Origin of the sequence: Pseudomonas sp. JAI115, assembly GCF_014200835.1 — a bacterium.
Taxonomy (GTDB): domain Bacteria; phylum Pseudomonadota; class Gammaproteobacteria; order Pseudomonadales; family Pseudomonadaceae; genus Aquipseudomonas; species Aquipseudomonas putida_A.
The window spans coordinates 61,251-87,170 of record NZ_JACHCY010000003.1 but is presented as its reverse complement, the minus strand read 5'-3'; the positions used below and the strand labels follow the sequence as shown (position 1 = coordinate 87,170).

General features: G+C 61.1%; 24 protein-coding genes and 1 other RNA gene. 15 read left to right on the top strand and 10 right to left on the bottom strand.

From position 1 onward, the window contains the following. Positions 1 to 405 precede the first annotated feature (405 nt). Genes ccoN through ccoP form a run of 4 tightly spaced genes read left to right on the top strand, consistent with a single transcriptional unit; the run spans position 406 to position 3,628 of the window. Positions 406 to 1,848 carry a cytochrome-c oxidase, cbb3-type subunit I gene (gene ccoN, locus HDC30_RS08575; RefSeq protein WP_007969186.1) on the top strand — a complete coding sequence of 481 codons (1,443 nt, stop codon included), beginning with the start codon at positions 406 to 408 and terminating at the stop codon, positions 1,846 to 1,848. Next, positions 1,848 to 2,456, top strand: coding sequence for a cytochrome-c oxidase, cbb3-type subunit II (gene ccoO / locus HDC30_RS08570; RefSeq protein ID WP_024164411.1), 609 nt, complete (start codon positions 1,848 to 1,850; stop codon positions 2,454 to 2,456). Before ccoN ends, ccoO begins: the two co-directional genes overlap by 1 nt. A gap of 6 nt (positions 2,457 to 2,462) precedes the next feature. Next, a complete protein-coding gene (locus tag HDC30_RS08565; RefSeq protein WP_003175465.1) occupies positions 2,463 to 2,648 on the top strand; it encodes a CcoQ/FixQ family Cbb3-type cytochrome c oxidase assembly chaperone in 186 nt (61 codons plus the stop codon). Further along, positions 2,645 to 3,628: a cytochrome-c oxidase, cbb3-type subunit III gene (gene ccoP, locus HDC30_RS08560; RefSeq protein ID WP_183782266.1), complete on the top strand. Its 984-nt coding sequence runs from the start codon at positions 2,645 to 2,647 to the stop codon at positions 3,626 to 3,628. The genes HDC30_RS08565 and ccoP overlap by 4 nt, the downstream gene beginning before the upstream one ends. A gap of 55 nt (positions 3,629 to 3,683) precedes the next feature. On the opposite strand, the gene HDC30_RS08555 is transcribed toward ccoP, so the two are convergent. Beyond that, positions 3,684 to 4,688, bottom strand: coding sequence for a metallophosphoesterase (locus HDC30_RS08555; RefSeq protein ID WP_103368397.1), 1,005 nt, complete (start codon positions 4,686 to 4,688; stop codon positions 3,684 to 3,686). Positions 4,689 to 5,315: 627 nt separating this feature from the next. On the opposite strand from HDC30_RS08555, the gene HDC30_RS08550 reads away from it, so the two are divergent. From HDC30_RS08550 to hemN, 8 genes are all read left to right on the top strand, one after another. Further along, on the top strand, positions 5,316 to 5,570 hold the full coding sequence (locus HDC30_RS08550; RefSeq protein WP_047599120.1) for a type II toxin-antitoxin system Phd/YefM family antitoxin: 255 nt from the start codon (positions 5,316 to 5,318) through the stop codon (positions 5,568 to 5,570). Further along, a complete protein-coding gene (locus HDC30_RS08545; protein WP_183782263.1) occupies positions 5,570 to 5,980 on the top strand; it encodes a type II toxin-antitoxin system VapC family toxin in 411 nt (136 codons plus the stop codon). The genes HDC30_RS08550 and HDC30_RS08545 overlap by 1 nt, the downstream gene beginning before the upstream one ends. Before the next feature lie 222 nt (positions 5,981 to 6,202). Continuing rightward, complete coding sequence (gene ccoG / locus HDC30_RS08540; RefSeq protein WP_027613255.1) at positions 6,203 to 7,618, top strand: cytochrome c oxidase accessory protein CcoG; 1,416 nt, start codon at positions 6,203 to 6,205, stop codon at positions 7,616 to 7,618. Positions 7,619 to 7,629: 11 nt separating this feature from the next. Then, a complete protein-coding gene (locus tag HDC30_RS08535; RefSeq protein ID WP_096797655.1) occupies positions 7,630 to 8,169 on the top strand; it encodes a FixH family protein in 540 nt (179 codons plus the stop codon). A 196-nt stretch (positions 8,170 to 8,365) separates the two neighbouring features. Continuing rightward, positions 8,366 to 10,816, top strand: coding sequence for a heavy metal translocating P-type ATPase (locus HDC30_RS08530; RefSeq protein ID WP_183782260.1), 2,451 nt, complete (start codon positions 8,366 to 8,368; stop codon positions 10,814 to 10,816). A 21-nt stretch (positions 10,817 to 10,837) separates the two neighbouring features. Further along, entirely contained in the window at positions 10,838 to 11,050 is a 213-nt protein-coding gene (gene ccoS, locus HDC30_RS08525; protein WP_007965536.1) for a cbb3-type cytochrome oxidase assembly protein CcoS, read from the top strand. Beyond that, positions 11,043 to 11,726 carry a sulfite exporter TauE/SafE family protein gene (locus HDC30_RS08520; protein WP_183782257.1) on the top strand — a complete coding sequence of 228 codons (684 nt, stop codon included), beginning with the start codon at positions 11,043 to 11,045 and terminating at the stop codon, positions 11,724 to 11,726. The genes ccoS and HDC30_RS08520 overlap by 8 nt, the downstream gene beginning before the upstream one ends. Before the next feature lie 195 nt (positions 11,727 to 11,921). After that, positions 11,922 to 13,304, top strand: a complete 1,383-nt coding sequence (gene hemN, locus HDC30_RS08515) for an oxygen-independent coproporphyrinogen III oxidase (RefSeq protein ID WP_003223350.1) — start codon at positions 11,922 to 11,924, stop codon at positions 13,302 to 13,304. On the opposite strand, the gene HDC30_RS08510 is transcribed toward hemN, so the two are convergent. Beyond that, the gene (locus HDC30_RS08510) at positions 13,301 to 13,783 is read right to left on the bottom strand and encodes a hypothetical protein (protein WP_150369779.1); all 483 of its coding nucleotides are present in this window, start codon (positions 13,781 to 13,783) and stop codon (positions 13,301 to 13,303) included. The genes hemN and HDC30_RS08510 overlap by 4 nt on opposite strands. 154 nt (positions 13,784 to 13,937) lie before the next feature. Between HDC30_RS08510 and fnr the strand changes: the two genes are divergently transcribed. Continuing rightward, complete coding sequence (gene fnr / locus HDC30_RS08505) at positions 13,938 to 14,672, top strand: fumarate/nitrate reduction transcriptional regulator Fnr (RefSeq protein ID WP_003223347.1); 735 nt, start codon at positions 13,938 to 13,940, stop codon at positions 14,670 to 14,672. A gap of 78 nt (positions 14,673 to 14,750) precedes the next feature. Further along, positions 14,751 to 15,299 (top strand): adenine phosphoribosyltransferase, encoded by a 549-nt coding sequence (locus HDC30_RS08500; protein WP_003223345.1) that lies wholly within the window; start codon positions 14,751 to 14,753, stop codon positions 15,297 to 15,299. Between the two features lie 109 nt (positions 15,300 to 15,408). Here HDC30_RS08500 and HDC30_RS08495 read toward each other — a convergent pair whose 3' ends face one another. The 5 genes from HDC30_RS08495 to dnaX all read right to left on the bottom strand — a co-directional run bounded on the left by HDC30_RS08495 (position 15,409) and on the right by dnaX (position 21,221). After that, positions 15,409 to 16,557 carry an acyl-CoA dehydrogenase family protein gene (locus HDC30_RS08495; protein WP_183782254.1) on the bottom strand — a complete coding sequence of 383 codons (1,149 nt, stop codon included), beginning with the start codon at positions 16,555 to 16,557 and terminating at the stop codon, positions 15,409 to 15,411. A 209-nt stretch (positions 16,558 to 16,766) separates the two neighbouring features. After that, the gene (gene recR, locus HDC30_RS08490; RefSeq protein ID WP_007965550.1) at positions 16,767 to 17,369 is read right to left on the bottom strand and encodes a recombination mediator RecR; all 603 of its coding nucleotides are present in this window, start codon (positions 17,367 to 17,369) and stop codon (positions 16,767 to 16,769) included. Between the two features lie 66 nt (positions 17,370 to 17,435). Further along, a complete protein-coding gene (locus HDC30_RS08485) occupies positions 17,436 to 18,470 on the bottom strand; it encodes an NADP-dependent oxidoreductase (RefSeq protein ID WP_183782251.1) in 1,035 nt (344 codons plus the stop codon). A 263-nt stretch (positions 18,471 to 18,733) separates the two neighbouring features. Next, on the bottom strand, positions 18,734 to 19,072 hold the full coding sequence (locus HDC30_RS08480) for a YbaB/EbfC family nucleoid-associated protein (protein ID WP_183782248.1): 339 nt from the start codon (positions 19,070 to 19,072) through the stop codon (positions 18,734 to 18,736). Positions 19,073 to 19,139: 67 nt separating this feature from the next. Continuing rightward, positions 19,140 to 21,221 (bottom strand): DNA polymerase III subunit gamma/tau, encoded by a 2,082-nt coding sequence (gene dnaX / locus HDC30_RS08475; RefSeq protein ID WP_183782245.1) that lies wholly within the window; start codon positions 21,219 to 21,221, stop codon positions 19,140 to 19,142. A 143-nt stretch (positions 21,222 to 21,364) separates the two neighbouring features. Between dnaX and HDC30_RS08470 the strand changes: the two genes are divergently transcribed. Then, positions 21,365 to 22,114, top strand: coding sequence for an ABC transporter substrate-binding protein (locus HDC30_RS08470; RefSeq protein ID WP_027613266.1), 750 nt, complete (start codon positions 21,365 to 21,367; stop codon positions 22,112 to 22,114). A 120-nt stretch (positions 22,115 to 22,234) separates the two neighbouring features. Here the strand turns inward: HDC30_RS08470 and HDC30_RS08465 are convergent, their stop codons facing one another. The 3 genes from HDC30_RS08465 to HDC30_RS08455 all read right to left on the bottom strand — a co-directional run bounded on the left by HDC30_RS08465 (position 22,235) and on the right by HDC30_RS08455 (position 25,786). Next, positions 22,235 to 24,184, bottom strand: a complete 1,950-nt coding sequence (locus HDC30_RS08465; protein WP_183782242.1) for a hypothetical protein — start codon at positions 24,182 to 24,184, stop codon at positions 22,235 to 22,237. 227 nt (positions 24,185 to 24,411) lie between these two features. Beyond that, positions 24,412 to 24,508, bottom strand: an RNA gene (gene ffs / locus HDC30_RS08460) — signal recognition particle sRNA small type. 111 nt (positions 24,509 to 24,619) lie between these two features. Further along, on the bottom strand, positions 24,620 to 25,786 hold the full coding sequence (locus HDC30_RS08455; protein ID WP_183782239.1) for a putative zinc-binding metallopeptidase: 1,167 nt from the start codon (positions 25,784 to 25,786) through the stop codon (positions 24,620 to 24,622). Positions 25,787 to 25,920 lie beyond the last annotated feature (134 nt).

Genomic DNA, 25,920 nt, shown 5'->3' with positions numbered 1-25,920 from the left:
CACACCCTCTCCTTTCGGTTCCCCGGATTCGGGTCTACGCTTGCTCGATGCGGACTGGCTTGTGCTGGTTCCAGGTCAACGCTGACTGCTGTGTTCTGCGAACCGGCTGACTGATGTGGCCGCAAACGCCGGTAGATACCGGCTGTCGTGCCATTTACCGTCCGTCACCCGAACTGAGCGTTTGAACACACCCCATTACAAGCGACCTGATCCCCTCGCTTTTTTCGTCCGCTGCGACATTTTGTCCGAGGCCAATTTTGACCTTACGCGGCGTATGGAAAGGCCGCAGAATCAGCGTTGGAAAGCATTGACCCAGGTCATGGCGCGTTGCAATGACCCCCTGCTCTCTGCATACTTGCGGCCGATTTTAATCCTAATAAAACACCCAAACCGTGGAACCTTAGAATGAGCACAGCAATCAGTCCGACTGCTTATAACTATAAGGTAGTCCGCCAGTTCGCCATCATGACGGTGGTCTGGGGGATCCTTGGCATGGGGCTCGGTGTCTTCATCGCCTCGCAACTGGTCTGGCCGGAGTTGAACTTCGGTCTGCCGTGGACGAGCTTTGGACGCCTGCGCCCGTTGCACACAAACCTGGTGATTTTCGCCTTCGGTGGTTGTGCACTGTTTGCCACTTCCTACTATGTCGTGCAGCGAACCTGCCAGACGCGACTGATCTCCGACAGCCTTGCCGCCTTCACCTTCTGGGGCTGGCAGGCGGTCATCGTCGGCGCCATCATTACCTTGCCGCTGGGCTACACCACCACCAAGGAATACGCCGAACTGGAATGGCCGCTCGCCATTCTGCTGGCCATTGTCTGGGTCTCCTACGGGCTGGTGTTCTTCGGCACCATCACCAAGCGCAAGACCAAACACATCTATGTCGGTAACTGGTTCTACGGCGCGTTCATCGTCGTGACCGCGATGCTGCACATCGTCAACCACGCCTCCCTGCCGGTGAGTTTCTTCAAGTCCTACTCCGCCTACTCGGGCGCGACCGACGCGATGATCCAGTGGTGGTACGGCCACAACGCCGTGGGCTTCTTCCTGACCACCGGCTTCCTCGGAATGATGTACTACTTCGTGCCGAAGCAGGCCGAACGTCCGATCTACTCCTATCGCCTGTCGATCGTGCACTTCTGGGCGCTGATCACCTTGTACATCTGGGCCGGCCCGCACCACCTGCACTACACCGCATTGCCGGACTGGGCACAGTCGCTGGGCATGGCGATGTCGATCATCCTGCTGGCGCCAAGCTGGGGCGGCATGATCAACGGCATGATGACCCTCTCGGGCGCCTGGCATAAGCTGCGCACCGACCCGATCCTGCGCTTCCTCGTGGTGTCGCTGGCGTTCTACGGCATGTCGACCTTCGAAGGTCCGATGATGGCGATCAAGACCGTCAACTCGCTCTCGCACTACACCGACTGGACCATCGGCCACGTCCACGCCGGCGCTTTGGGTTGGGTGGCAATGATTTCGATCGGCGCGATCTACCACATGATCCCGAAACTGTTCGGTCGTGCGCAGATGCACAGCGTCGGCCTGATCAACGCGCACTTCTGGCTCGCAACCATCGGTACCGTGCTGTACATCGCCTCGATGTGGGTCAACGGCATCACTCAGGGTCTGATGTGGCGTGCAATCAACGATGACGGCACCCTCACCTACTCGTTCGTCGAAGCGCTGCAGGCCAGCCACCCGGGCTACATCGTCCGTGCCCTGGGCGGTGCTTTCTTCGCCAGCGGCATGTTCCTGATGGCTTACAACGTCTGGCGCACCGTGCGCGCCTCGAACGCGGCTGAAGCCGAAGCCGCCGCCCAGATCGCTGTTGTTGGAGCTCACTGATGAAGCATGAAGCTGTCGAGAAGAACATTGGCCTGCTGGCCTTCTTCATGGTCATCGCCGTCAGCATTGGCGGCCTGACCCAGATCGTTCCGCTGTTCTTCCAGGACGTCACCAACAAGCCGGTCGAAGGCATGAAGCCGCGTTCGGCACTGGAACTGGAAGGCCGCGACGTCTATATCGCCAACGGTTGTGTCGGCTGCCACTCGCAGATGATCCGTCCGTTCCGCGCTGAAACCGAACGCTACGGCCACTACTCGGTCGCCGGTGAAAGCGTCTGGGACCACCCGTTCCTGTGGGGTTCCAAACGGACCGGCCCGGATCTGGCTCGCGTGGGCGGTCGTTACTCCGATGACTGGCAGCGTGCGCACCTGTACAACCCGCGCAACGTGGTACCTGAGTCGAAAATGCCGGCTTACCCGTTCCTCGTGGAAAACAAGCTCGACGGCAAAGACACGGCCAAGAAAATGGAAGTGTTGCGCACGCTCGGCGTCCCTTACACCGACGAAGACATCGCCGGTGCAAAAGATGCCGTGAAGGGCAAAACCGAAATGGACGCGCTGGTGGCCTACCTTCAGGGCCTGGGCACCATCATCAAAAGCAAACGGTGATTCTTCATGGATATCGGGATGATTCGCGGCCTGGGCACCGTCGTCGTGATGGTGGCCTTCATCGGTTTGGCGTTGTGGGTATTCAGCCCCAAGCGCAAGTCGGAGTTTGAAGACGCAACCTTGCTGCCTTTTGCGGATGATCCCGAAGCCATCAAGCACGTCGAGCAAGCTTCTAGGAGTAACAAAGAATGACTACATTCTGGAGTCTGTACGTCACAGTCCTCAGTCTCGGTACGATCTTCGCCCTGACCTGGCTGCTGCTGTCGACCCGCAAGGGCCAGCGCAGCGAACAGACGGACGAAACGGTCGGCCACTCCTTCGACGGGATCGAGGAGTACGACAACCCACTGCCGAAATGGTGGTTCATGCTGTTCGTGGGCACCATCGTGTTCGCCCTGGGTTATCTGGTGCTGTACCCGGGCCTGGGCAACTGGAAAGGCCTGCTGCCGGGCTACAACTACCTCGATAACGACAAGCAGACCGCGTTCGCCAACGGCCAGACCGGCTGGACCGGCGTGCATGAGTGGGAAAAGGAAATGGCCCGCTCGGACGCCAAGTTCGGTCCGATCTTCGCCAAGTTCGCGGCGATGCCGATCGAGGAAGTGGCCAAGGATCCGCAAGCACTGAAGATGGGCGGCCGTCTGTTCGCCTCCAACTGTTCGGTATGCCACGGTTCCGACGCCAAGGGCGCCTATGGCTTCCCGAACCTGACCGACGCCGACTGGCGCTGGGGCGGCGAGCCGGAAACCATCAAGACCACCATCATGGGCGGTCGACACGCGGTGATGCCGGCCTGGGCCGAAGTCATTGGCGAACAAGGCGTAGCCGATGTCGCAGCCTTCGTGGTGACCCAGCTCGATGGCCGCAAACTGCCGGAAGGCACCAAGGCTGACCCGGCCAACGGCCAGAAACTGTTCGCCGCCAACTGCGTGGCCTGCCACGGTCCGGAAGGCAAAGGCACCCCGGCGATGGGCGCGCCTGACCTGACCCACCCGGCCGCGTTCATCTACGGTTCGAGCTTCGCGCAACTGCAGCAGACCATCCGTTACGGCCGTCAGGGCCAGATGCCGGCGCAGGAACAACTGCAAGGCAATGACAAGGTGCACCTGCTGGCAGCGTACGTGTACAGCCTGTCCCACGGTGAAAAAGCGCCGGAGGCCGAGGCGCAATAAGGCCAGGGCTTGATGTAATGAAGAATCCCCCGCCAGTGCTCTGGCGGGGGATTTTTTATGGGTTACTGGCCCAGATCGACTTCACCGGCACGGTGGCCACCGGCGTACGTTTGCGCCACTGATTGTCCTCGACCAGACTCACCTCCAATTGCTTGCGATCCTTGGAAAAAGTGGCGGTCAGGTACGTCTGCTGAGAAGCTGAACCGCTGAGAAACATCGGCACGCTCCCCATATAGGTCTGGCTACCACCCTCGTCGTGGAAGTGGCCGGCGAACATCGCCGTCACCTGATACTTTTCAATCATTTCGCGAAAGCGCTTCTCTTGATCCCAACTGCCTTTCCACTCATAGGGCTTGTGCATGTTGATAATGATCGCGTAGCCCTGCGCTCGCGCTATTCGCAAATCATTTTCCAGCCAGTCCAGCGACGCCGTGATATCGAATGTGGTCGGATTCAACGCGTGAGAAATCTTCACCGCATAAGTGGGTTCATTGTTCAACTGCACCAGATGCACTTCACCCACATTCTTTGAATAAGCCAGACTACCCAGATAGTGTTTATTCACAAAGCTGCCGGTGACTTCCAGATCAAATTCATCGACTTTACCGACATGATGATCACGGTAATCAACAATACTGCCCGCTGCGCAACTTTCACTGAAACAGTCATTCACGTTGTTCTGGTAGTCGTGATTGCCCAATCCGTAGAGCACGTGATCGCCAAAGTGTTTCTTCAGCATCGAACCGATGAAAGAGCGCTGCCAGCCGTGGCCAAACGCGGTCATGTCACCGTTGATCATCAATGGCACCGCAGCCTGCCCGCCCATCTCGGTGCGGAACTGGGCAATGCTCGCGAACTGGGTTTCCACCAGCCATTTCGCGCGTTTTTCGAAATCCGCGCTCGATTCATCCTCGCCACTGTCCGACTTTTCTGTCCACGGGTATTGCGGGTCTGATGCAAATACCATGTGCTGCGGCATACCTTCGTTGGCACTGGCGAGAGAAGTCAGGGACACCAGACACAGACAAGCGAAAAGCTTTTTAACTTCCTTGATTTTCATAACACTCCATTATTCCGTTAAATTTCAAAACATGAACATGCAACTAGCACGCTGCAGAACAGCCACTAAGCTATTCGAAAAAAACAAGAAAACAAAACCCATTAATTAACTAATGATATTTCTGGAATATTAAAATCGCCTTCGAAATTAATACTTTGAGACACATGCCTGATGGACTCGATTCGCTATGCTCTGTAGGGTCGTCCACAGCCCGTTGACCCTCATCGGAGCCACTTCAAGGATGAAGCCGCTATGTTGAATGACAGCAAAAACCCTCTCCCGGTTGATCAGAAACTCACGGACAACGATGAGGCAATCGATCCATCGAACCACCCCGTGGAATCGATTGCCGTGACACTGGGTAATCCTTTGCAACCCGACTCCAGAAGCACCACAAAGCCCCACAGAAATACCGGCAGTCTCGAGAGCCTGGGCGGCGGCAGACTTCCCTGAGTCTTGACGCCACGTCTGAATCAATCCGAGCCGGTCTGCGCCTTGTGCGAGGCTGGCTCGACTGATGCCTGCCACGGACCGACCAACGGACGGCTGAGTCCTGTCTTCCTCGATTGCCGCCCCCAAGGCTAAGTAGTAACGTTGCTACATCTGTATTGCGAGAGGTCAACCATGATGGCAATCACCACCATCTCCAGCCGTGAATTCAATCAGGACACCAGCAGCGCCAAAAAGGCTGCGCGTCTGGGTCCAGTGATCATCACCGACCGTGGCAAGGCCTCTCATGTCCTGTTGAGCATTGAGGAATATCAGAAACTGAGCGGCGCAAACACGAGCATTGTCGATTTGTTGGTCATGCCGGAGGCTGCCGACATCGATTTCGAAACCGAGCGCGCAGTCATCATTCATCGTCCCGTGGATCTGTCCTGATGTATTTACTCGACACCAATGTGATTTCCGAACTTCGCAAGCCGCAGGCCAATGCCAATGTGGTCAGTTGGGCCAAAGGCGTCATCGCCCCGCGCCTGTACATTTCCGCCATTACTTTGAAAGAACTGGAAACCGGAGTACTGCGAATGGAACGGCGTGATCCTGCTCAAGGAAAGCTGTTGCGCAGTTGGCTGACGCGTCACGTCATTCCGGCATTCGAAGCCCGAATCCTGCCGGTTGATGCCGCGGTGGCACTGCGTTGTGCCAGCCTGCATGTACCCGACCAGGCCAATGAAAGCGATGCATTGATAGCTGCCACGGCCCTGGTGCATGGACTCACAGTGGTCACGCGCAATGTCGGTGATTTCCGCTCGAGCGGCGTCGCCCTGATCAACCCGTGGGAACATTGAATTAGCCGCCACTCCAAAACCGTCCATACTCAACAAGTCAATTGATCTGCATCAGGCTTTGCTGCATTCGCTACACCAATAATGCTTTTTCCCCAACGCGACCAAAGGTCGCACCCTTGAGTTAGAGCGACAGGCGTATCATTGCGCCACTGCCACACCCCTTTCTGACCGCGGTCGGCACGTATCGACCGAGGCATTTGTCCACTGCCGTGGGATGCAATGATGAGCAACCAGATTCCGGTACACGACGTCACACCACCGAGCAAAAACGCGAACAACAGCGTCGATCTTTACGCCTCTCGAGAAAAAATCTACACCCGTGCTTTCACCGGCCTGTTCCGCAATCTGCGGATGATCGGCGGCGCCGCGCTGTTCCTGTTGTATTTCGGTACGGTGTGGCTGAACTGGGGCGGGCATCAGGCGGTGTGGTGGAACCTGCCGGAACGCAAGTTCTTCATCTTTGGTGCGACCTTCTGGCCGCAGGACTTCATCCTGCTGTCGGGGCTGCTGATCATCGCGGCGTTCGGCCTGTTCTTCATCACCGTTTACGCTGGCCGCGTCTGGTGCGGCTATACCTGTCCGCAAAGCGTATGGACGTGGATTTTCATGTGGTGCGAGAAAGTCACCGAAGGCGACCGCAACCAGCGGATCAAGCTCGATAAAGCGCCGATGAGCGGCAACAAGTTCCTGCGCAAGCTCGCCAAGCATTCATTGTGGCTGCTGATCGGCTTCGTCACCGGCATGACCTTCGTCGGCTACTTCTCGCCAATCCGCGAACTGGTGTTCGAATTCTTCACCGGTCAGGCCGATGGCTGGTCGTATTTCTGGGTCGGTTTCTTCACCCTCGCCACCTACGGCAACGCCGGCTGGCTGCGCGAGCAGGTGTGCATCTACATGTGCCCCTACGCACGTTTCCAGAGCGTGATGTTCGACAAGGACACCCTGATTGTTTCCTACGACCCGCGTCGCGGCGAAAGCCGTGGCCCGCGCAAGAAAGGTGTCGACTACAAGGCCATGGGTCTGGGCGACTGCATCGATTGCACCATGTGTGTTCAGGTATGCCCGACGGGTATCGACATCCGTGACGGCCTGCAGATCGAGTGCATCGGTTGCGCCGCGTGTATCGACGCCTGCGACGCGATCATGGACAAGATGGACTACCCGCGCGGCCTCATCAGCTACACCACCGAACACAACCTGTCCGGCCAGAAAACCCATAAACTGCGGCCACGCCTGATTGGCTATGCGGTGGTGCTGCTGGCGATGATCAGCCTGCTGGTGACCGCGTTCTTCATGCGCTCGCTGGTCGGTTTCGACGTCAGCAAGGACCGCGTGCTGTACCGCGAGAACGCCGAGGGCCGGATCGAAAACGTCTACAGCCTGAAGATAATGAACAAGGATCAGCGCGACCACACCTACGTGCTGGAAGCCGCCGGCCTGCCGGATCTGCGCCTGCAAGGCAAACGCGAGATCAAGGTGCCGGCCGGCGAAATCTTCAGCATGCCGGTGGAGTTGTCGAGCGCACCGGAACAATTGCCGTCGAGCACCAACGAGGTGAAATTCATCCTCAAGGATGCCGACGATGATAGCGTCCACGTTGAAGCCAAGAGCCGATTCATCGGCCCACAAACCCGTTGAGAGAACTGAACATGCCCGCAGCAAACGCCGCCAGCCCTTGGTACAAGCACCTTTGGCCATGGATCATCATCGGGATTCTGGCCTGTTCGGTGACCTTGACCCTGTCGATGGTGACCATTGCGGTGAACAACCCGGACAACCTGGTCAACGACAACTACTACGAGGCCGGCAAAGGCATCAACCGCTCACTGGATCGCGAGCTGCTGGCGCAGGAGCTGAAGATGCGCGCCAGCGTGCATCTGGATGACCTGACCGGCGAAGTTGACCTGCGCCTGAGCGGCGACAGCCAGCCGAAAACCCTGGAACTGAACCTGATTTCGCCGACCCAGCCGGAGAAGGATCGCAAGATCGTCCTGACCCGCAGCGAAACCGAAACCGGCCGTTACATCGGCCAGTTGGGCGACAAGGTCGAAGGCCGGCGTTTTGTCGAATTGCTGGGCACGCAGGACGACCACGTGTGGCGCATGTTCGAAGAGGAACAGGTCAGCCACGACAAGGATCTGCTGCTCGGTGACGAACCGCTGCAGGGCGCCGAAGACCTGGATAAATAAACTGCAGAAGCCCCTCATCCGGAGGGAGAGGGGACTGATTTCGGCCGCTCGCATGCCTTGTGTATGGCAGTGACGATATCCGTGGATGCACCTCTTTTCCGGCCTCCATCAATCGGCTCCCTCTCCCTCCGGGAGAGCGCTGGGGTGAGGGCAAGCGGACAACCCCAATGCAAGGGCTTACCCCCTCAACGATGCCATGACCACCCCACTCCCCTGCTACCACTGCTCTCTGCCCGTCCCGTCGGGCAGCCGCTTCACCGCCGTCGTGCTCGGGGAGTCCCGCGAGTTCTGCTGCCCCGGCTGTCAGGCCGTGGCCGAAGCCATCGTCGCCGGTGGTCTGGAAAGCTATTACCAACATCGCAGCGAAGCCTCGGCCAACCCCGAAGCACTGCCGGTGCAATTGACCGATGAACTGGCGCTGTACGACCGCGCCGACGTGCAACAACCCTTCGTCCGTCACGCGGGCGAACTCGCCGAAACCACCCTGTTGATGGAAGGCATCAGTTGCGCCGCCTGCGGCTGGCTGATCGAGAAACACCTGCGCAGCCTGCCGGCAGTGGCCGAAGCGCGGCTGAACCTGTCCAACCATCGCTTGCATGTGCAATGGGCCGACGGGCAATTGCCGCTGAGCCAGATCCTCGCCGAGCTGCGCCACATCGGTTACGCCGCCCACCCCTATCAGGCCGACCGCGCCAGCGAGCAACTGGCCAGCGAAAACCGTCTCGCGTTGCGTCAGCTCGGTGTCGCCGGGCTGCTGTGGTTTCAGGCAATGATGGCAACCATGGCGACCTGGCCGGAATTAAATATCGACCTCAGCCCCGAGCTGCATACGATCCTGCGCTGGGTTGCGCTGTTCCTGACCACACCGATCGTGTTCTACAGCTGCGCGCCGTTCTTCAAGGGCGCCATGCGCGATCTGCGCACCCGCCACCTGACCATGGACGTCTCGGTGTCACTGGCGATCGGCGGCGCCTACATTGCCGGGATCTGGACCTCGATCACCGGCGTCGGTGAGCTGTATTTCGATGCGGTCGGGATGTTCGCGCTGTTCCTGCTCGCCGGGCGCTATCTGGAACGCCGCGCCCGCGAGCGCACCGCCGCGGCCACCGCGCAGCTTGTGAACCTGTTGCCGGCCTCGTGCCTGCGCCTCGACGCCGACGGCCAGAGCGAACGCATCCTGCTCAGCGAATTGCGCCTGGGTGACCGGGTGCTGGTGCAACCGGGTTCGATCCTGCCGGCGGACGGCAAGATCCTCGATGGCCAGTCGAGCATCGACGAATCGCTGCTGACCGGCGAATACCTGCCGCAACCGCGCACGCTGGGCGATGCGGTCACCGCTGGCACGCTGAATGTCGAAGGCGCACTCACCGTCGAGGTACTGGCACTGGGTCAGGACACGCGCCTGTCGGCCATTGTCCGCCTGCTCGATCGCGCCCAGGCCGAGAAGCCGCGACTGGCAGAAATCGCCGACCGCGCCGCGCAATGGTTCCTGCTGTTGTCGCTGATTGCGGCCGCAGCGATCGGCCTGTTGTGGTGGCAGCTGGACTCGTCGCGGGCGTTCTGGATCGTGCTGGCGATGCTGGTCGCGACCTGCCCTTGCGCGCTGTCGCTGGCAACCCCGACGGCGTTGACCGCCGCCACTGGCACCCTGCACAAACTCGGTCTGTTGCTGACGCGCGGCCATGTGCTGGAAGGCCTGAACCAGATCGACACGGTGATCTTCGACAAGACCGGCACCCTCACCGAGGGGCGGCTGGTTTTGCGTTCGATCCGTCCACTGGGCACGCTGAACAGCGACCAGTGCCTGAGCCTTGCCGCCGCATTGGAAAATCGTTCGGAACACCCGATTGCCCGCGCCTTCGGTCGTGCGCCACTGGCGGCTGAAGAAGTGCACAGCACGCCGGGACTCGGCCTCGAAGGGCTGGTTGGCACACAGCGTTTGCGCATCGGTCAGGCAGAATTTGTCTGCGCCCTCAGCGGTTCGCCGCTGCCGGCGATGCCGGATGAACCGGGTCAGTGGCTGCTGCTCGGCGATGACTCGGCAGCGCTGGCGTGGTTCGTTCTCGACGACCGCCTGCGCGACGATGCGCCCGCCCTGCTCGCCGCCTGCAAGGCCCGTGGCTGGCGCACGCTGCTGTTGTCCGGCGACAGCTCGCCGATGGTCGCCAGCGTCGCCGCCGAACTGGGTATCGACGAGGCCCGAGGCGGTCTGCGTCCGGACGACAAATTGCAGGTGCTGCAACAGCTTCATCAAGAAGGACGCAAGGTCTTGATGCTCGGCGATGGTGTGAACGACGTGCCGGTGCTGGCTGCTGCCGACATCAGCGTGGCCATGGGGTCGGCCACCGATCTGGCGAAAACCAGCGCCGACGCGGTGCTGCTGTCCAACCGCCTCGACGCGCTGGTGCAAGCCTTTACCTTAGCGCGCAGAACCCGTCGGGTAATCATCGAGAACCTGCTGTGGGCGGCGCTGTACAATGGCCTCATGTTGCCGTTCGCCGCCCTCGGCTGGATCACCCCGGTGTGGGCTGCGGTCGGCATGTCGATCAGTTCGTTGACCGTGGTGCTCAACGCCCTGCGCCTGACTCGCCTGCCGAGCGCGCCGGTCGCCGGCACCCGTTCAGAAACCCGCCCGTTGCCGGCCTGAGCGCGCGGGCCAGGAGTACCGATGCCAGCTCTTTACGTGATGATCCCGGCCGCCCTGCTGATCGTGGCCATCGCCGTGTATATCTTCTTCTGGGCGGTGGACAGCGGGCAGTACGACGACCTCGATGGTCCGGCCCACAGCATCCTGTTCGATGATCAGGACCCGAACCACACCGCCGCCGTGGACGAAGCCAAAGCCGACAAACCGCAGGACAAGGCGCCACCCCATGCTTGAGCTGGCGCCGCTGCTGGTTTCCGCGCTGATCCTCGGCCTGCTCGGTGGCGGGCATTGCCTGGGCATGTGCGGCGGCCTGATGGGCGCGCTGACCCTGGCGATTCCCAAGGAACAGCGCAGTCGGCGCTTTCGTCTGCTGATGGCGTACAACCTCGGACGGATACTCAGTTACGCGACCGCCGGTTTGCTGATCGGCCTTGCCGGTTGGGCGGTGGCGAACAGCCCGGCGGCGATGGTCATGCGAATTCTCGCCGGCTTGCTGCTGATCGCCATGGGCCTGTATCTGGCCGGCTGGTGGAGCGGCCTGACCCGCATCGAAAGCCTGGGTCGTGGTTTGTGGCGTTACATTCAGCCGGTGGCCAATCGCTTGCTGCCGGTGTCGACACTGCCCCGTGCGTTATTGCTCGGCGCGCTATGGGGCTGGCTGCCGTGCGGGCTGGTTTACAGCACATTGCTGTGGTCGGCCAGCCAAGGCAATGCACTCGACAGCGCGTTGCTGATGCTCGCCTTCGGGCTCGGTACCTGGCCGGTGTTGCTGGCCACCGGCCTCGCCGCCGAGCGGGTCACGGCGCTGCTGCGCAAACGCAGCGTGCGCATGGCCGGCGGTCTGCTGGTGATCCTGTTCGGCATCTGGACCCTGCCGGGGCCGCACCAGCACTGGCTGATGGGCCACTGACCGGCGGCGCGGCCTTCGCGAGCAGGCTCGCTCCCACAGGTTTTGTGTACGCCACAAATCTCCTGTGGGAGCGAGCCTGCTCGCGATGGGGCCGCGTGACTTATACGAATCCTCCCCGTTGATACAAATCAAGATGCCCCGCCGCGCCCTCCCCTAGACTCGCCACACTGCCAGCCTATCCGGGGGAATGCCCGCATGCTCGACGCCATTCGTTGGGACACTGATCTGATCCGCCGCTACGACCTGGCGGGGCCGCGCTACACCTCGTATCCGACGGCCGTGCAATTCAACAGCCAGGTCGGCACCTTCGACCTGTTCCACGCCCTGCGCGACAGCCGCAAGGCGTTGCGCCCCTTGTCGCTGTATGTGCACGTGCCGTTCTGCGCGAACATTTGCTACTACTGCGCCTGCAACAAGGTCATCACCAAGGATCGCGGGCGAGCGCAGCCGTATCTGCAACGGCTGGAGCAGGAAATCCAGTTGATCGCCTGCCACTTGGAACCGGCGCAGAAAGTCGAGCAACTGCACTTCGGCGGCGGCACCCCGACCTTTCTCAGCCACGACGAACTGCGCCAGTTGATGGCACACCTGCGCAAACACTTCAATCTGCTGGATGACGATTCCGGCGACTACGGCATCGAGATCGACCCGCGCGAGGCCGACTGGTCGACCATGGGTCTGTTGCGCGAACTCGGCTTCAACCGGGTCAGCATCGGCCTGCAAGACCTCGATCCGGCGGTGCAACGGGCGGTCAATCGCCTGCAAAGCCTGGAAGAAACCCGCGCGGTGATCGACGCCGCGCGCACCCTGCAATTTCGCTCGATCAACATCGACCTGATCTACGGCCTGCCGAAGCAGACCCCGGAGAACTTTGCGCGCACCGTCGAGGAAGTCATCAGCCTGCAACCGGATCGACTCTCGGTGTTCAACTATGCACACCTGCCGGAGCGCTTCATGCCGCAGCGGCGGATCAACAGCCACGAGCTGCCGAGCCCTGCGCAGAAACTCGAAATGCTTCAGCGCACCATCGAACAACTGACTGCCGCCGGCTACCGTTACATCGGCATGGATCACTTCGCCCTGCCCGACGATGAGCTGGCGATTGCCCAGGAAGAGCAGACCCTGCAGCGCAACTTTCAGGGCTACACCACCCACGGTCATTGCGACCTGATTGGTCTTGGGGTGTCGGCGATCAGCCAGATCGGCGATCTCTACTGCCAGAACAACAGCGATCTGAACCAGTACCAGAACACCCTCGCCGCCGCGCAACTGGCAACCAGCCGTGGCCTGGTGTGCAATGCCGACGATCGCCTGCGCCGCGCGGTGATCCAGCAACTGATCTGCAATTTCAGCCTGGAATTCGCCGAAATCGAGCAGGCGTTCAACATCGATTTTCAGGGTTACTTCGGTGCGCTGTGGCCGCAACTGCAAGGCATGGCCAACGATGGGCTGATCAATCTGGAACGCGAGCGGATCGAAGTGTTGCCGGCCGGGCGCCTGCTGGTGCGTTCGGTGTGCATGGTGTTCGACGCGTATCTGGAACAGCAGAACCGCCAGCGCTTCTCGCGGGTGATCTAGTTTTTCGTCAGCAGTGAGCCGAGTTTGAGGTTCTGCTCGGAGGTGAGGCCGGACTGATCCATGACTTTGGACAGGGCCAGATTGGCGCTGATCAGCCCGGTATTCAGGGCGGCGATGGCACCGCGCAGCGCGGCGAGCATATTGACCTTGGCTTCGTTGGTCAGTGTTCTGTCGGACATGACCGCCGCCATCCGGGCTTTCTTCTCGGCGATCTCTTTTTGCAGTTTGCGGATCATCTTCAGCAACTGCTGGACGTTCTCGGGCAAGCCGCTGTCTTCAATGTCGCTGTTCTCCCCACCGACGCTGAAGGATTTTTCGATGGAGGCGCCGGACAGCGACACTTTGACGCCCTCGACCAAGGTCGGGGTTGCCAACGGCGCAGAGGCGGCATTCTGCTCGCTGTCGGTGTCTGTCCTGGCGGTGCTCGGCACAGACGCAACGCCACTGTTACCGGGGTTCAGCGTGTCAATGGCGGCCATCGAGCGGTTCCTTGCATGCGTGTTGATACCTGTTTATCGGCCACTTGCCCTGCGGCTTTACGCCCGCGGGACAAACTCGCCACAGACTGGCCTGAATGTCCTCCCGTGGGTTACCCTTACGGCTTATGTGTGTTTTCCCACAAGGATTTAAGAAATGTCCGAGCCAGTCAAACTGCGCGCTCACAACCAGGCCCATTGCAAGGATTGCAGCCTGGCTCCTCTCTGCCTGCCACTTTCTCTGAATCTGGAAGACATGGATGCGCTGGACGAAATCGTTAAACGTGGCCGCCCGTTGAAAAAGGGTGAGTTCCTGTTCCGTCAGGGCGACACCTTCGATTCCGTTTATGCAGTACGCTCCGGCGCCCTGAAGACCTTCAGCCTGAGCGACAGCGGCGAAGAACAACTGACCGGTTTCCACCTGCCGAGCGAGCTGGTCGGCCTGTCCGGCATGGACACCGAGAAACACCCGGTGTCGGCCCAGGCGCTGGAGACCACCTCGGTCTGTGAAATTCCTTTCGAACGCCTTGATGAACTGGCCCTGCAACTGCCGCAACTGCGCCGTCAGTTGATGCGGGTGATGAGCCGCGAAATCCGTGACGACCAGCAAATGATGCTGCTGTTGTCGAAAAAAACCGCCGACGAGCGCATCGCCACGTTCCTGGTCAATCTGTCGGCCCGCTTCCGTGCTCGCGGGTTCTCGGCCAACCAGTTCCGCCTGAGCATGTCGCGCAATGAGATCGGCAATTACCTGGGCCTGGCGGTGGAAACCGTGTCACGGGTGTTCACCCGCTTCCAGCAGAACGAACTGATCGCCGCCGAGGGCAAAGAGATCCACATCCTCGACCCGATCCAGCTCTGCGCCCTGGCCGGCGGCTCGCTCGAAGGCTGATCTCGATCCGCGGTTGAGCGAAGCGTTTCAGCCGCGGGTATACTGCGCCGTTTGCAGCCCTGCCAGGACACCTCGACGATGGTCTTCGACTCCTTCGACATCAAATCCCTGATCCGCCCCGTGATCGACTTCCCGAAACCGGGCGTGATCTTTCGCGACATCACCCCGCTGTTCCAGTCGCCCAAGGCCCTGCGCCTGGTGATGGACAGCTTCGCCCACCGTTATGTGGAAGCCGACTTCACCCACATCGGCGCGATGGATGCGCGCGGTTTCCTGATCGGTTCGGTCCTGGCCTACCAACTGAACAAGCCGCTGGTGCTGTTCCGCAAGCAGGGAAAACTGCCGGCGGACGTGCTGGCCGAAGGTTACGCGACCGAGTACGGCGAAGCGTTCCTCGAAGTCCACGCCGACAGCCTGTGCGAAGGCGATTCGGTGGTGATGTTCGATGACCTGATTGCCACCGGTGGCACGCTGATCGCAGCCGCCAACCTGATCCGCCGCATGGGCGCGCGGGTGCATGAGGCGGCGGCGATTATCGATCTGCCGGAGCTGGGGGGTTCGCAGCGTCTGGAAGATATGGGCATCCCTACCTTCTGCCTGACGCAGTTTGCCCTGACTGATAAGTAAGTAGCGCCTGTCAGACCGCTTTCGCGAGCAGGCTCGCTCCCACATTTGGAATGCATTCTCCTGTGGGAGCGGGCTTGCTCGCGAAGGGGCCGGCAGCCTCGCCGCAAACCTAAAGTCCCATCTGCTTGCTGATGATCTCGTTCATCACCTCCCGCGTCCCGCCGCCAATCGACAGAATGCGGTTATCCCGATACAGCCGCTCCACCAGACTCTCGCGCATGTAACCCAGGCCGCCAAGAATCTGCACCGCTTCGCTGGTGATTCGATCCGAGGTGTCCGTGGCAACGTTCTTGGCCATGGAAATCTCCTTGATCACGCTCTGCCCCGCCGCCATCTTCGCCGCCTGGCGGTAGGTGAACTCGCGCGATACTTCCAGTGCGGTGGCCATTTCGGCCAGCCGATGCTTGATCACCTGGAACTTGCCGATCGGTTTACCAAACGCCTCACGCTCGCGCGCCCACTTCAGCGCCTCTTCGAGCGCGAGCTGCGAGGTCATGTTGGCCATCAGCGCCAGCGCCAGCCGTTCACTCTGGAAATTGCCCATGATGCAGGCGAAGCCCATGTTCTCGGCGCCGATCAGATTGCCCACGGGCACCCTGCAATCGTCGAAGAACAGCTCAGCGGTGTCCGAGGCCCACCAGCCCATTTTCTTCAGCTGGCGGCCTACGGTGAAGCCTGGGGTGCCCTTCTCGATCAACAGCAGGCTGATGCCGCCGAAACCCGGCGCTCCGGTGCGCACCGCGACGGTGTAGAAATCGGCACGCACGCCGCTGGTGATAAAGGTTTTGCTGCCGCTGACCCGGTAGAATTCGCCGTCACGCACGGCGCGGGTTTGCAGGTTGGCGACGTCGGAACCGCCGCCGGGTTCGGTAATCGCCAACGCGCAGATCTTCTCGCCGCTGAGCACTTGCGGCACGACGCGCTCGCGCACCTCGGGCCGGGCCCATTTGACGATCGGTGGCAGACCGATATCCAGCGAACCGAGGCCCGCGACCAGACCACCGGAGCCGCAGCGCATCAGTTCTTCGCTGGCGGCGACCTTGGCGAACACATCACCTTCGTGGCTGCCGCCCAGCGCTTCGGGATAACCGATACCGAGAATCCCCGCTGCCCCGGCCTTCAGGTACAGCTCACGGGGAAAGCTTTCGGCTTCTTCCCACGCATCGATGTCCGGCAGGATCTCGCGCTCGACGAAACGTCTGACGCTGTCGCGGACCATTTGGTGGCTGGGGTCGAAGTAATCCTGGAAAGCAGGCATCGGCGAACTCCATCGAAGGGTTGGCCGACGTTAACCGAGCGCTTGCTTGGTTTTCAATATGTTTGTGTGTATCAGTCACACCGAGGTGCGCCCATCGCTGGCAAGCCAGCTCCCACAGGTTTTTTTGGTGTGCACAACATTTGTGAACGACCGAAGTCACTGTGGGAGCTGGCTTGCCAGCGATGGGGCCAGTTCAGGCAACACACCTGTCAGAGGGAAATCGGCTTACGCCCGGCAAACGAATGCGCCAGTGTCCCGCCATCCACCAACTCCAGCTCCCCACCCAGCGGCACGCCATGGGCAATCCGCGAGGCGATCAGGCCTTTGTTGGCCAGAAGTTGAGCGATGTAATGCGCAGTAGCTTCACCTTCCACCGTCGGGTTGGTGGCGAGGATGACTTCGGTAAACGTGCCCGCCTCTTCAATGCGCGCCATCAACTGCGGAATACCGATAGCTTCCGGCCCCAGACCGTCGAGCGGCGACAGGTGGCCTTTGAGCACGAAGTAACGCCCACGGAAACCGGTCTGCTCCACCGCATACACGTCCATCGGCCCTTCCACCACGCACAGCAGCGTGTCGTCGCGGCGCGTGTCGGCGCATTGCGGGCACAGATCGTCTTCGGTCAGCGTGCGGCACTGACGGCAGTGACCCACCCCTTCCATGGCCTGGCTCAGGGCCTGGGCCAGGCGCGTGCCGCCGCTGCGATCACGCTCGAGCAACTGCAACGCCATGCGCTGGGCGGTTTTCTGACCCACGCCCGGCAAAGTGCGCAGGGCGTCGATCAGTTGGCGAATCAAAGGGCTGAAGCTCATGGGTAAAAAGTCCGACAAAACAACGAGACGCGGTTTATACCTGCGCCTCTGGCCAGCGTCAAATGCTCAGTCCTGGGCGACCTTCACCACCAGTTTGCCGAAGTTGCGCCCCTCCAACAGACCGATAAACGCCTCGGGCGCCTGCTCCAGGCCTTCCACGACGTCTTCACGGAATTTGACCTTGCCGTCGCGCACCCACGGCACCATGTGGCTGATGAATTCCGGCTGACGGTCGCCGTAGTCATCAAACACGATGAAGCCCTGCATCCGCACGCGCTTGGTCAGCAACGTACGCTGCAGCATTGGCAGACGATCCGGGCCTTGCGGCACTTCCGTGGCGTTGTAACCGGCAATCAGCCCGCACAGCGGGATTCGCGCCTTGGGATTGAGCAGCGGCACCACGGCATCGAACACATGCCCGCCAACGTTTTCGTAATAGATGTCGATGCCGTTCGGGCAGGCCTTGGCCAGTTGTTCGGCAAAGTCCGGCGCCTTGTGATCGATGCAGGCATCAAACCCCAGTTCCTCGACCACGTATTTGCATTTGTCGGCTCCACCGGCCACACCCACGGCGCGCAGGCCCTTGATCTTCGCCACCTGACCGACCACTGAACCGACCGCACCGGACGCTGCAGCCACCACCAGGGTCTCGCCTTCTTTCGGCTGACCGATGTCGATCAGCCCCATGTACGCGGTCATCCCCGGCATGCCCAACACGCCGAGCGCCATCGACGGGCTCGGCAGACCGGACGGAATCGGCATGATGTTACGGCCGTCGCAGATGCTGTGGCTCTGCCAGCCAGTGAGGCCGACCACCAGATCGCCCTGGTGGAATTTCGGATGACGGGAATTCTCGACACGGCTGACAGCGCCACCGGTCATCACTTCGCCGATTTGTACCGGCGCGGCGTAGGACGGTGCATCGCTCATGCGCCCGCGCATGTACGGGTCCAGCGACAGGTACAGGGTTTTCAGCAGCACCTGGCCGTCTTCGAGATCCGGCAACGCTTCGCGCTCCAGACGGAAGTTTTCCGGAGTCGGCGCACCGACAGGGCGCGAGGCGAGGACAAAGCGTTGATTAAGGGTCAGAGGGTCGGACATGTCAGCGTCTCCTGTGAATGATGAATTCGGGGGTATAGGGAGCAGACCTTTGTGGCATTGGGGCGTTCGATGTTTATTCAGTTGTACCGAGGTGAGTTCATTCGCGAGCAGGCTCGCTCCCACAGGGAAATGCATTCCAAATGTGGGAGCGAGCCTGCTCGCGAAGGCGGCATCAAAGACACCGCACCTCCAGGAGCCAGAAACAAAAATGCCAGGCGCGATGCCTGGCATTTTGTGTAGCTCATCCAACCCGCAAAGGCGAATCAGAATGGCAGTTTCATACCTGCTGGCAGGTTCATGCCGGCGGTCATGCTGCCCATTTTTTCCTGGCTGTTGGCTTCGATCTTGCGCACGGCGTCGTTGACGGCGGCGGCGACCACGGCTTCGAGCATTTCCTTGTCGTCTTCGCTCAGGCCTTCAACCAGGCATGGGTCGATGCTGACACTTTTCACGTCGTGACGACCGGTCATTACCACGGTGACCATATCGCCACCGGCCTTGCCGGTGACTTCGGCGTTGGCCAGTTCTTCCTGCATCTTGGCCATTTTTTCCTGCATCTGCTGTGCCTGCTTCATCAGGCCGGCCATGCCACCTTTCATCATGGGAATCACCTCAAAAGTACTTGGATCAAAACAGCGCCCGGCACTTAACGCCGAACGCCCTCAGTTATTAGCCTTGGGCGACCAAGGCGTCGACAGGTTCAATAGTATCGTGTCGCACGACCGCACCGAACTGCTGGACCATCTGCTGGATGAACGGATCACCGTGGATCGATTCCTCCGCCTCGCGCTGACGGTTGGCCCGGCGACGGGACGCGGCCTGCGCCGGGGTTTCCTGCTCGGGCTTGATCAGTTCGATGGTCAGGGTCAGCGTGCGACCGTGGAACTGGTTCAACGCATCGTTCAGGCGCCGCTGCTGCGTGGCGTTGAACAGCGCGCTATGCGCCGGGTCCAGGTGCATCAGCCAATGGTCGCCATCAACCGCGATCAGCGTGCAATTGGCGGCGATGCTGCCGGTCATGCCGGAGATCGGCAATTGCGGGAACAGCTCCAGCCATTGCAACGCCAGACCGGTGGCCGGCGCGGCGGCTGGCTCCGGCTCGGGTTCCGGGGCTGGCTCGGCGGTGTGTTCGCTGGCCAGATCGTCGAGGTAGCTGTAGGCCGAATCCATGTCCGGCTCGATGTAGTCTTCGTCCAGCGGCGGCTCGTCGTCGAGGTCCATGCCTGGAGTGGCGGCATCGACGTCGGCAACCGACGGCTCGGGAATCGGCGCAGCGGCCCACTCCGGTGCATCCGGCACCACGCTGTCCGGGGTCGGCAGCGGCATCGGCGGCAACTCGGGCTGCTCGCTGGCGGTTTCCAGTACCGGCTCGACGGCTGGTTGCTGCACTGGCTCGGGTTCCGGCTCGGGTTCGACCGGATCGTTCCACGGCAGGTCGACCAGCGCTTCGGCGACGACCGGTTCAGGTTCTGCTTCTGGCGCGGGCGCCGGCGCAGCCACCACCACAGGCGCTGGAGCCGGCGCTGGCGCAACCACCGGTGCAGGCGCAACAGCCGCAGCGACTACCGGCGCAGGCTTGGGCGCGGCAGCCACTGAATTTGCGGAATCAACTGTGGCCTGGCTGATCCCCACTGGCTTTAGCGGTTGCCTCGGGGCGTCCGCCGTATCCGCCGGCCGGAAGGCCAGCATCCGCAGCAGGACCATTTCAAAGCCACCACGGGGATCCGGCGCCAGCGGCAAGTCGCGGCGACCGATCAGGCCCATCTGGTAATAGAACTGCACGTCTTCGGCCGGCAGCGCCTGAGCCAATGCCAATACGCGGTCACGGTCGCCATGACCGTTGTCGACACCTTCAGGCAAGGCCTGGGCGATGGCGACGCGGTGCAGCACGTTGAGAATTTCCGAGAGCACGCCGTTCCAGTCCGGGCCTTGCTCGGCCAGGTGGCGCACGGCTTCGAGCAACGCCTTGGCGTCGCCTTCGATCAATGCATGCAGCACGTCGAAGACCTGGCCGTGATCCAGCGTGCCGAGCATCGCTCGCACATCGGCGGCCAATACCTTGCCTTCACCGAAGGCGATGGCCTGGTCGGTCAGGCTCATGGCGTCACGCATCGAACCATCGGCGGCGCGGCCCAGCAACCACAGCGCGTCGTCTTCGAACGGCACGTTTTCGGCGCCGAGCACGTGGGTCAGATGCTCGACCACACGCTCGGGCGTCATGTTCTTCAGCGAGAACTGCAGGCAACGCGACAAAATCGTTGCCGGAAGTTTCTGCGGGTCGGTGGTCGCCAGGATGAACTTGACGTACGGCGGCGGCTCTTCGAGGGTTTTCAGCAGCGCATTGAAGGAATGGCTGGAGAGCATGTGCACTTCGTCGATCAGGTAGACCTTGAAGCGCCCGCGGCTCGGCGCGTACTGCACGTTGTCGAGCAGCTCGCGGGTGTCTTCGACCTTGGTCCGGCTCGCGGCGTCGATCTCGATCAGGTCGACGAAGCGCCCTTCATCGATCTCGCGGCACACCGAACACTCGCCGCAAGGGCTGGAAGTGATACCTGTTTCACAGTTCAGGCATTTGGCAATGATCCGCGCAATGGTGGTCTTACCGACCCCGCGGGTACCGGTGAACAGGTACGCGTGGTGCAGCCGCTGGCTGTCCAAGGCATTGATCAGAGCCTTGAGCACATGGGTCTGGCCGACCATTTCGCGGAACGAGCGCGGACGCCATTTACGTGCAAGAACCTGATAACTCATCGAAAACCGTCGCAACGAAGGAAGCTGAAGCGGCTAATGCTAGCGGAGCAAGGGCAAAATTGCATCCGGTGTGCTCGTCTAATCTGGCTAAGCTGCTGTTGGCGGGGAAATTTCGCTCGTGATCGGGACTCATCGGAGCATTTATGCGTTGGGCCTTGGGAGCTTTGTTGGGGATCAGTCTGAGCGTGAGCGCGGCCGAACCGCCGCTGCGCTTCGTCGTGGCCGACAGCTGGGCGATGCCGATGGTGCAGATCGACCACGGCCGCCCGACCCAGGGCATCCTCCACGACATCATGCTCAGCCTTGCGACGCAGGTCGGCGTGCCGGCCGAATTCCACGTCCTGCCGCGCGCCCGGGTGCAGAACGCCATGGAGCACGGCGAAGTCGACGTGCGCTGCTATGCCGCACAATCGTGGCTGCCGAATCAGTCCGGGGACTATATCTGGAGCCTTCCGCTGCTGTTCCAGCGCGATTTGCTGATCAGCCGCGATGCTCAGCCGCCCCGCGTCGACCCTGCCGACCTACCCCGCCAATCGATCGGCACCGTGCTCGGCTATACCTATCCGACCCTGCAACCGCTGTTCGACGCCGATCGCCTGCAACGCGAGGACGCGCGTAATCAGGAACAAGTGCTGGAAAAACTCCTGGCCGGCCGCTACCGCTATGCGGTGAGCAATCAATGGACACTGGACTGGTTCAATCAGCGCCTGCTGCCCGGGCAGCAACTGCACGGCGTCGCGGTGCTGCAGGAGCAGCATGTCGGCTGCTACGTGAGGAATGACCCTCAGGTGCCAGTGCAGCGGATCCTGCGCACGTTGTTGCGGATGAAAATGTCGGGGGAGATTGATGACATCATCCGGTTGTATACCGGGTCCGCTGAAGCCACCCCATAACCCATTGTGGGAGCGGGCTTGCTCGCGAAGGCGTTGTGTCAGTCACCTGATTCGTTAACTGGCACACCGCCTTCGCGAGCAAGCCCGCTCCCACAGGGGACATTTCCGACAGAGAATTATTCAGTAGCCGTGCGACTCACGGAATTTCTGGTAGTCGTGAAATTCGATCCACTCGACCACGTCGTACGGCAGATAAAGCTGCTGCCGGGCGCGGGAGATGGCGATGTACACGGCGCAGATCCGCTGATCGAACGCGTAGGCGTCCTTGAACTGCACGTTGGTCAGCAGCTCGGGCGTCAGCAGAACGCGGTCGAACTCCATGCCGCCCGCCTCTTGCGCCAGCATCAGCAGGCAGCTTTTGCCGGGGCTGCCGATCATCCGATTGAGCCGGGTCAGGTCAGCGACCTTGAAGCCCTTCTCCAGTTCGGCCTCGACCCACAGAAACGCCTCGTCGAACTGGTTGGCATCGCGCACCTGCTGCCACTTGGGCAGATCGCTGAAATAGCGATGCGGGCCCTTCTCGCTGTGTTCGGCACTGTAGAAGTCGACCCTGAACAGTTCGATGGCGGTGATCATGAAGTGCTCGAGGTCGCGCTGGGCTTTCATGTCGGCAAAGCTGAACAGGCAATTGGCATCGTGCAGCTGCATGGCCCACTTCATGGTGTCCCAAGGGGACGCCGTCAGCACCACGCAACCTTCCGGCGGGACAAAGCCCTGTGGATAAAACTCGATGCCGACGTCCGCCTCACGCGCGCCTTCGAACGGCACCTTGCTCTTTTCCGAGTGCCGGGAAATCAGCGGATTGACCAGACGCTCGACGTTACGACCCGAGCGTACCGAGTAGGTGATATCGCTCTGGCGCACCTCACGCTTTCTCTTCACCAGATCGCGCTCGGCGTGCTGGTACTCATCGCCCAGCGTGATCAGCACCTGTCGGCCACGCTCGATTATCTGCAGCAGCGAAGCGGGAATATCCTGACTCTCGTCGATCAGCACGTGGGTATAACGCGGCGGCACCACGCAGCCCGCAAGGCTTGCACGCTTGATCAGCAACAAGGCTTCAAAGCCGCTCTGCCGGCCCCACGCCGGGTTGGCCTCAAGGTAAGTCCAGACGCGGCTCGAATACTCCAGCAACACTTTGGACTCAAGGCCGGACAAGGACAGTTTGAAATACGGCAGATGATGCGCCGACAGGCTGTAGTCCCGGGAGTGGCAATAGCGCTCGAGGGTTTCCAGGCAGACGTTCAGGGTGCGTTGCGCGTCATGCTCGCGAAAGCCGAGGATGTTCAGCTCCTGCGCCAGACTCTGTTTACTCGCGACTCGGCCGGCGGCGCTTGCCGGCTGTGGCTTGCGCCCATAAATCAGCCCGCGCGCGAACGCCTCAAAGGTGATGCCTGGCTTGCGTTCACTGGCAACGCCCATGCGCTGGCACAGGGTCGCGAGTTTTTCCGGGGTGCGTGCCAGCAACAGGGTTTTCCCGGGGTCCAGGCACTCGGTCAAGGCACCGACCAAGTGGCTTTTGCCGATCCCGGCATAGCCTTGCACGTGCAGGTCTTCATCGAGGTTGGCGCGGAAGGTTCTGACCAGTTTGTCCTGCGCGGCGCTGAGCCAGCGCTCGCGGTGCGCGGGGCTGATCATCTGCTGGCTGAACGGATTGTTGATCGCGTGGTGGCGCGTCTTGAACTCGTCATCCCACTTGCCATCGGGCAGCAGGTAATCCTGCGCCGCCACCTCTTCGGCCAACAGCAATCGCAGGTTCAACCCCCTGATGGCGTTCAGGCCGAAGTACAACTGGCGCGGGTCGAACAGCCGTTGCGCCTCGGACAGCAGCCCTGCCCCGCCATCGACCGCCCAGGCGATCAGGCGCGCCAGCACCTTCTCCGCCGCTGCGGCGGTGAGATCCTTTTCGGTGGCCTGAGCCAGATTCTGGATGACCAGCACGGCGGCCATCTGCGCATCCGTCAACTCGCCGAGGGTTTTTGCGCCATCGGGCTGCAACAGGCTGGCGCAGGTCTCATCCGTCACGGGCAAGTACACGGCAGTGGATAAATCGTGATGTTCCGGGTGCATACAACCTCGTAGCCAGGGCGCGAACTTGTCAACGACGCGCGCAGCAAGACGGTGGAGTATGCCACTGTTCAACCTTGGTGACTGAACAGGCATCGGGGGCAGCCTTCGCGAGCAGGCTCGCTCCCACAGGGGCTGGCGTGAAAGCCCAAATCGCGGGCATAAAAAAACCGCAGTGGGCGAAACCCATGCAGTTCTGTTGAAGCGTTCTTCGTTCGTTAAGGTGGTAACCCCACCAGCCACACCCCGGCACACAATGTTCCCGCTGTGGCTGCTGCCTTCCGGCTCTGACCAGGTTCACGGGTAATCGTTGCGGGGGGACCGATGGGGTCACCATAACGACACTCACCTGTCGGCGAGCCGCGCCATTGTACCTATCTGAAGCGAAGTTACAACCGTTGGTTTCAGATTAAAAATATGAAGGGCTTCAAGCACTTGCTATTGCGCCTGCAACACCTCGTCCGCCTTGCCGCCCGCCTGCTGGATCACCAGATGGATGAAGTGCAACTTGGCAATCGCCGCCGCCGGCAGCACGAACGGGTAGAAATCCGGCTGCCCCATGCTGCGTGACAGCTCGTTGAGCATGCCCGCCAGTTCGATCCACGCATTGACGAACGACAGGAACGCCGCGCCGCCGGGGTGCTCCGGGTCGTACAGCGTGCTGGACGGGAACGGCTGGTAGTCGAAGTCCATTTCCCGCGCGCTCATGCCGAAACCCAGCGCGGTATCCACCGCATCCATCATGTGCAGGTAATGCGCCCAGGTTTCGGCCCAATCTTCCCATGGGTGCATGGTCGCGTAGGCGCTGACGTAGTGTTGCGGCCAGTCCAGCGGTGCGCCTTGCTGGTAGTGACGGTCGAGCGCTTCGGCGTAACTGGCGCGCTCGTCGCCGAACAGGGTGCGGAAAGGTTCAAGCCACGGCCCATTGGCGATCAGACGATCCCAATAATAATGCCCGACCTCATGCCGGAAATGCCCGAGCAGCGTGCGATAGGGTTCATGCATTGCCGCCCGCACCTGCTCGCGATGGGCGTCGTCGGCTTCTTTGATATCGAGGGTGATCAGACCGTTGGCGTGGCCGGTCATTGGCGCGTTGCCTTCGAGGTCGACGCCGATGAAGTCGAAGGCCAGACCGGTGGCCTCATCCACGGTTTTCGGGATGACCGGCAGGCCGAGGGTGATCAGTTGCGCCACCAGCCGGCGCTTGGCGATTTCGACTTTGCGCCAGCGTTCGGGGTTTTCCGGCACTGAGAGGTCGGGGATGGTGCGGTTGAGGCTGCAGGCGATGCACAGGCTGTCGTGGCCGTTATCCGGCAGCAGCCAGTTGCACGCGGCGGGCGTGTCGAGGTTGGCGCAGCGACGAAACAGCCCGGCGTCGGGATCGGCATCGAGTGTCCAGCTGCCGTCCTGTGGCCCGGGTTGCAACGAGGTCAGGCGACTTTCTTCAGGCTGATAGCCCAACATGGCGCTGCAAGCCAGACACTGACTGTTGCGAAAGAACAGCGACTGGCCGCAGCGGCACGGCCAGATTTTGCTGTTGCGTGAAGATTCGCCCATGAACGGCGCGACGATGCGAGAACTGAGCTGCTCGAAAAAGCGGTACATGGCGATCTCTCCCTGGGGCTTGCCAAGACTAGATCATCCTGCAGTCAACAATGTTCCCGAATACAGCGCAGCTGCTGAGTGACACTGTTGATGTGGCGAGGGAGCTTGCTCCCGCTGGGTTGCGAAGCAGCCCC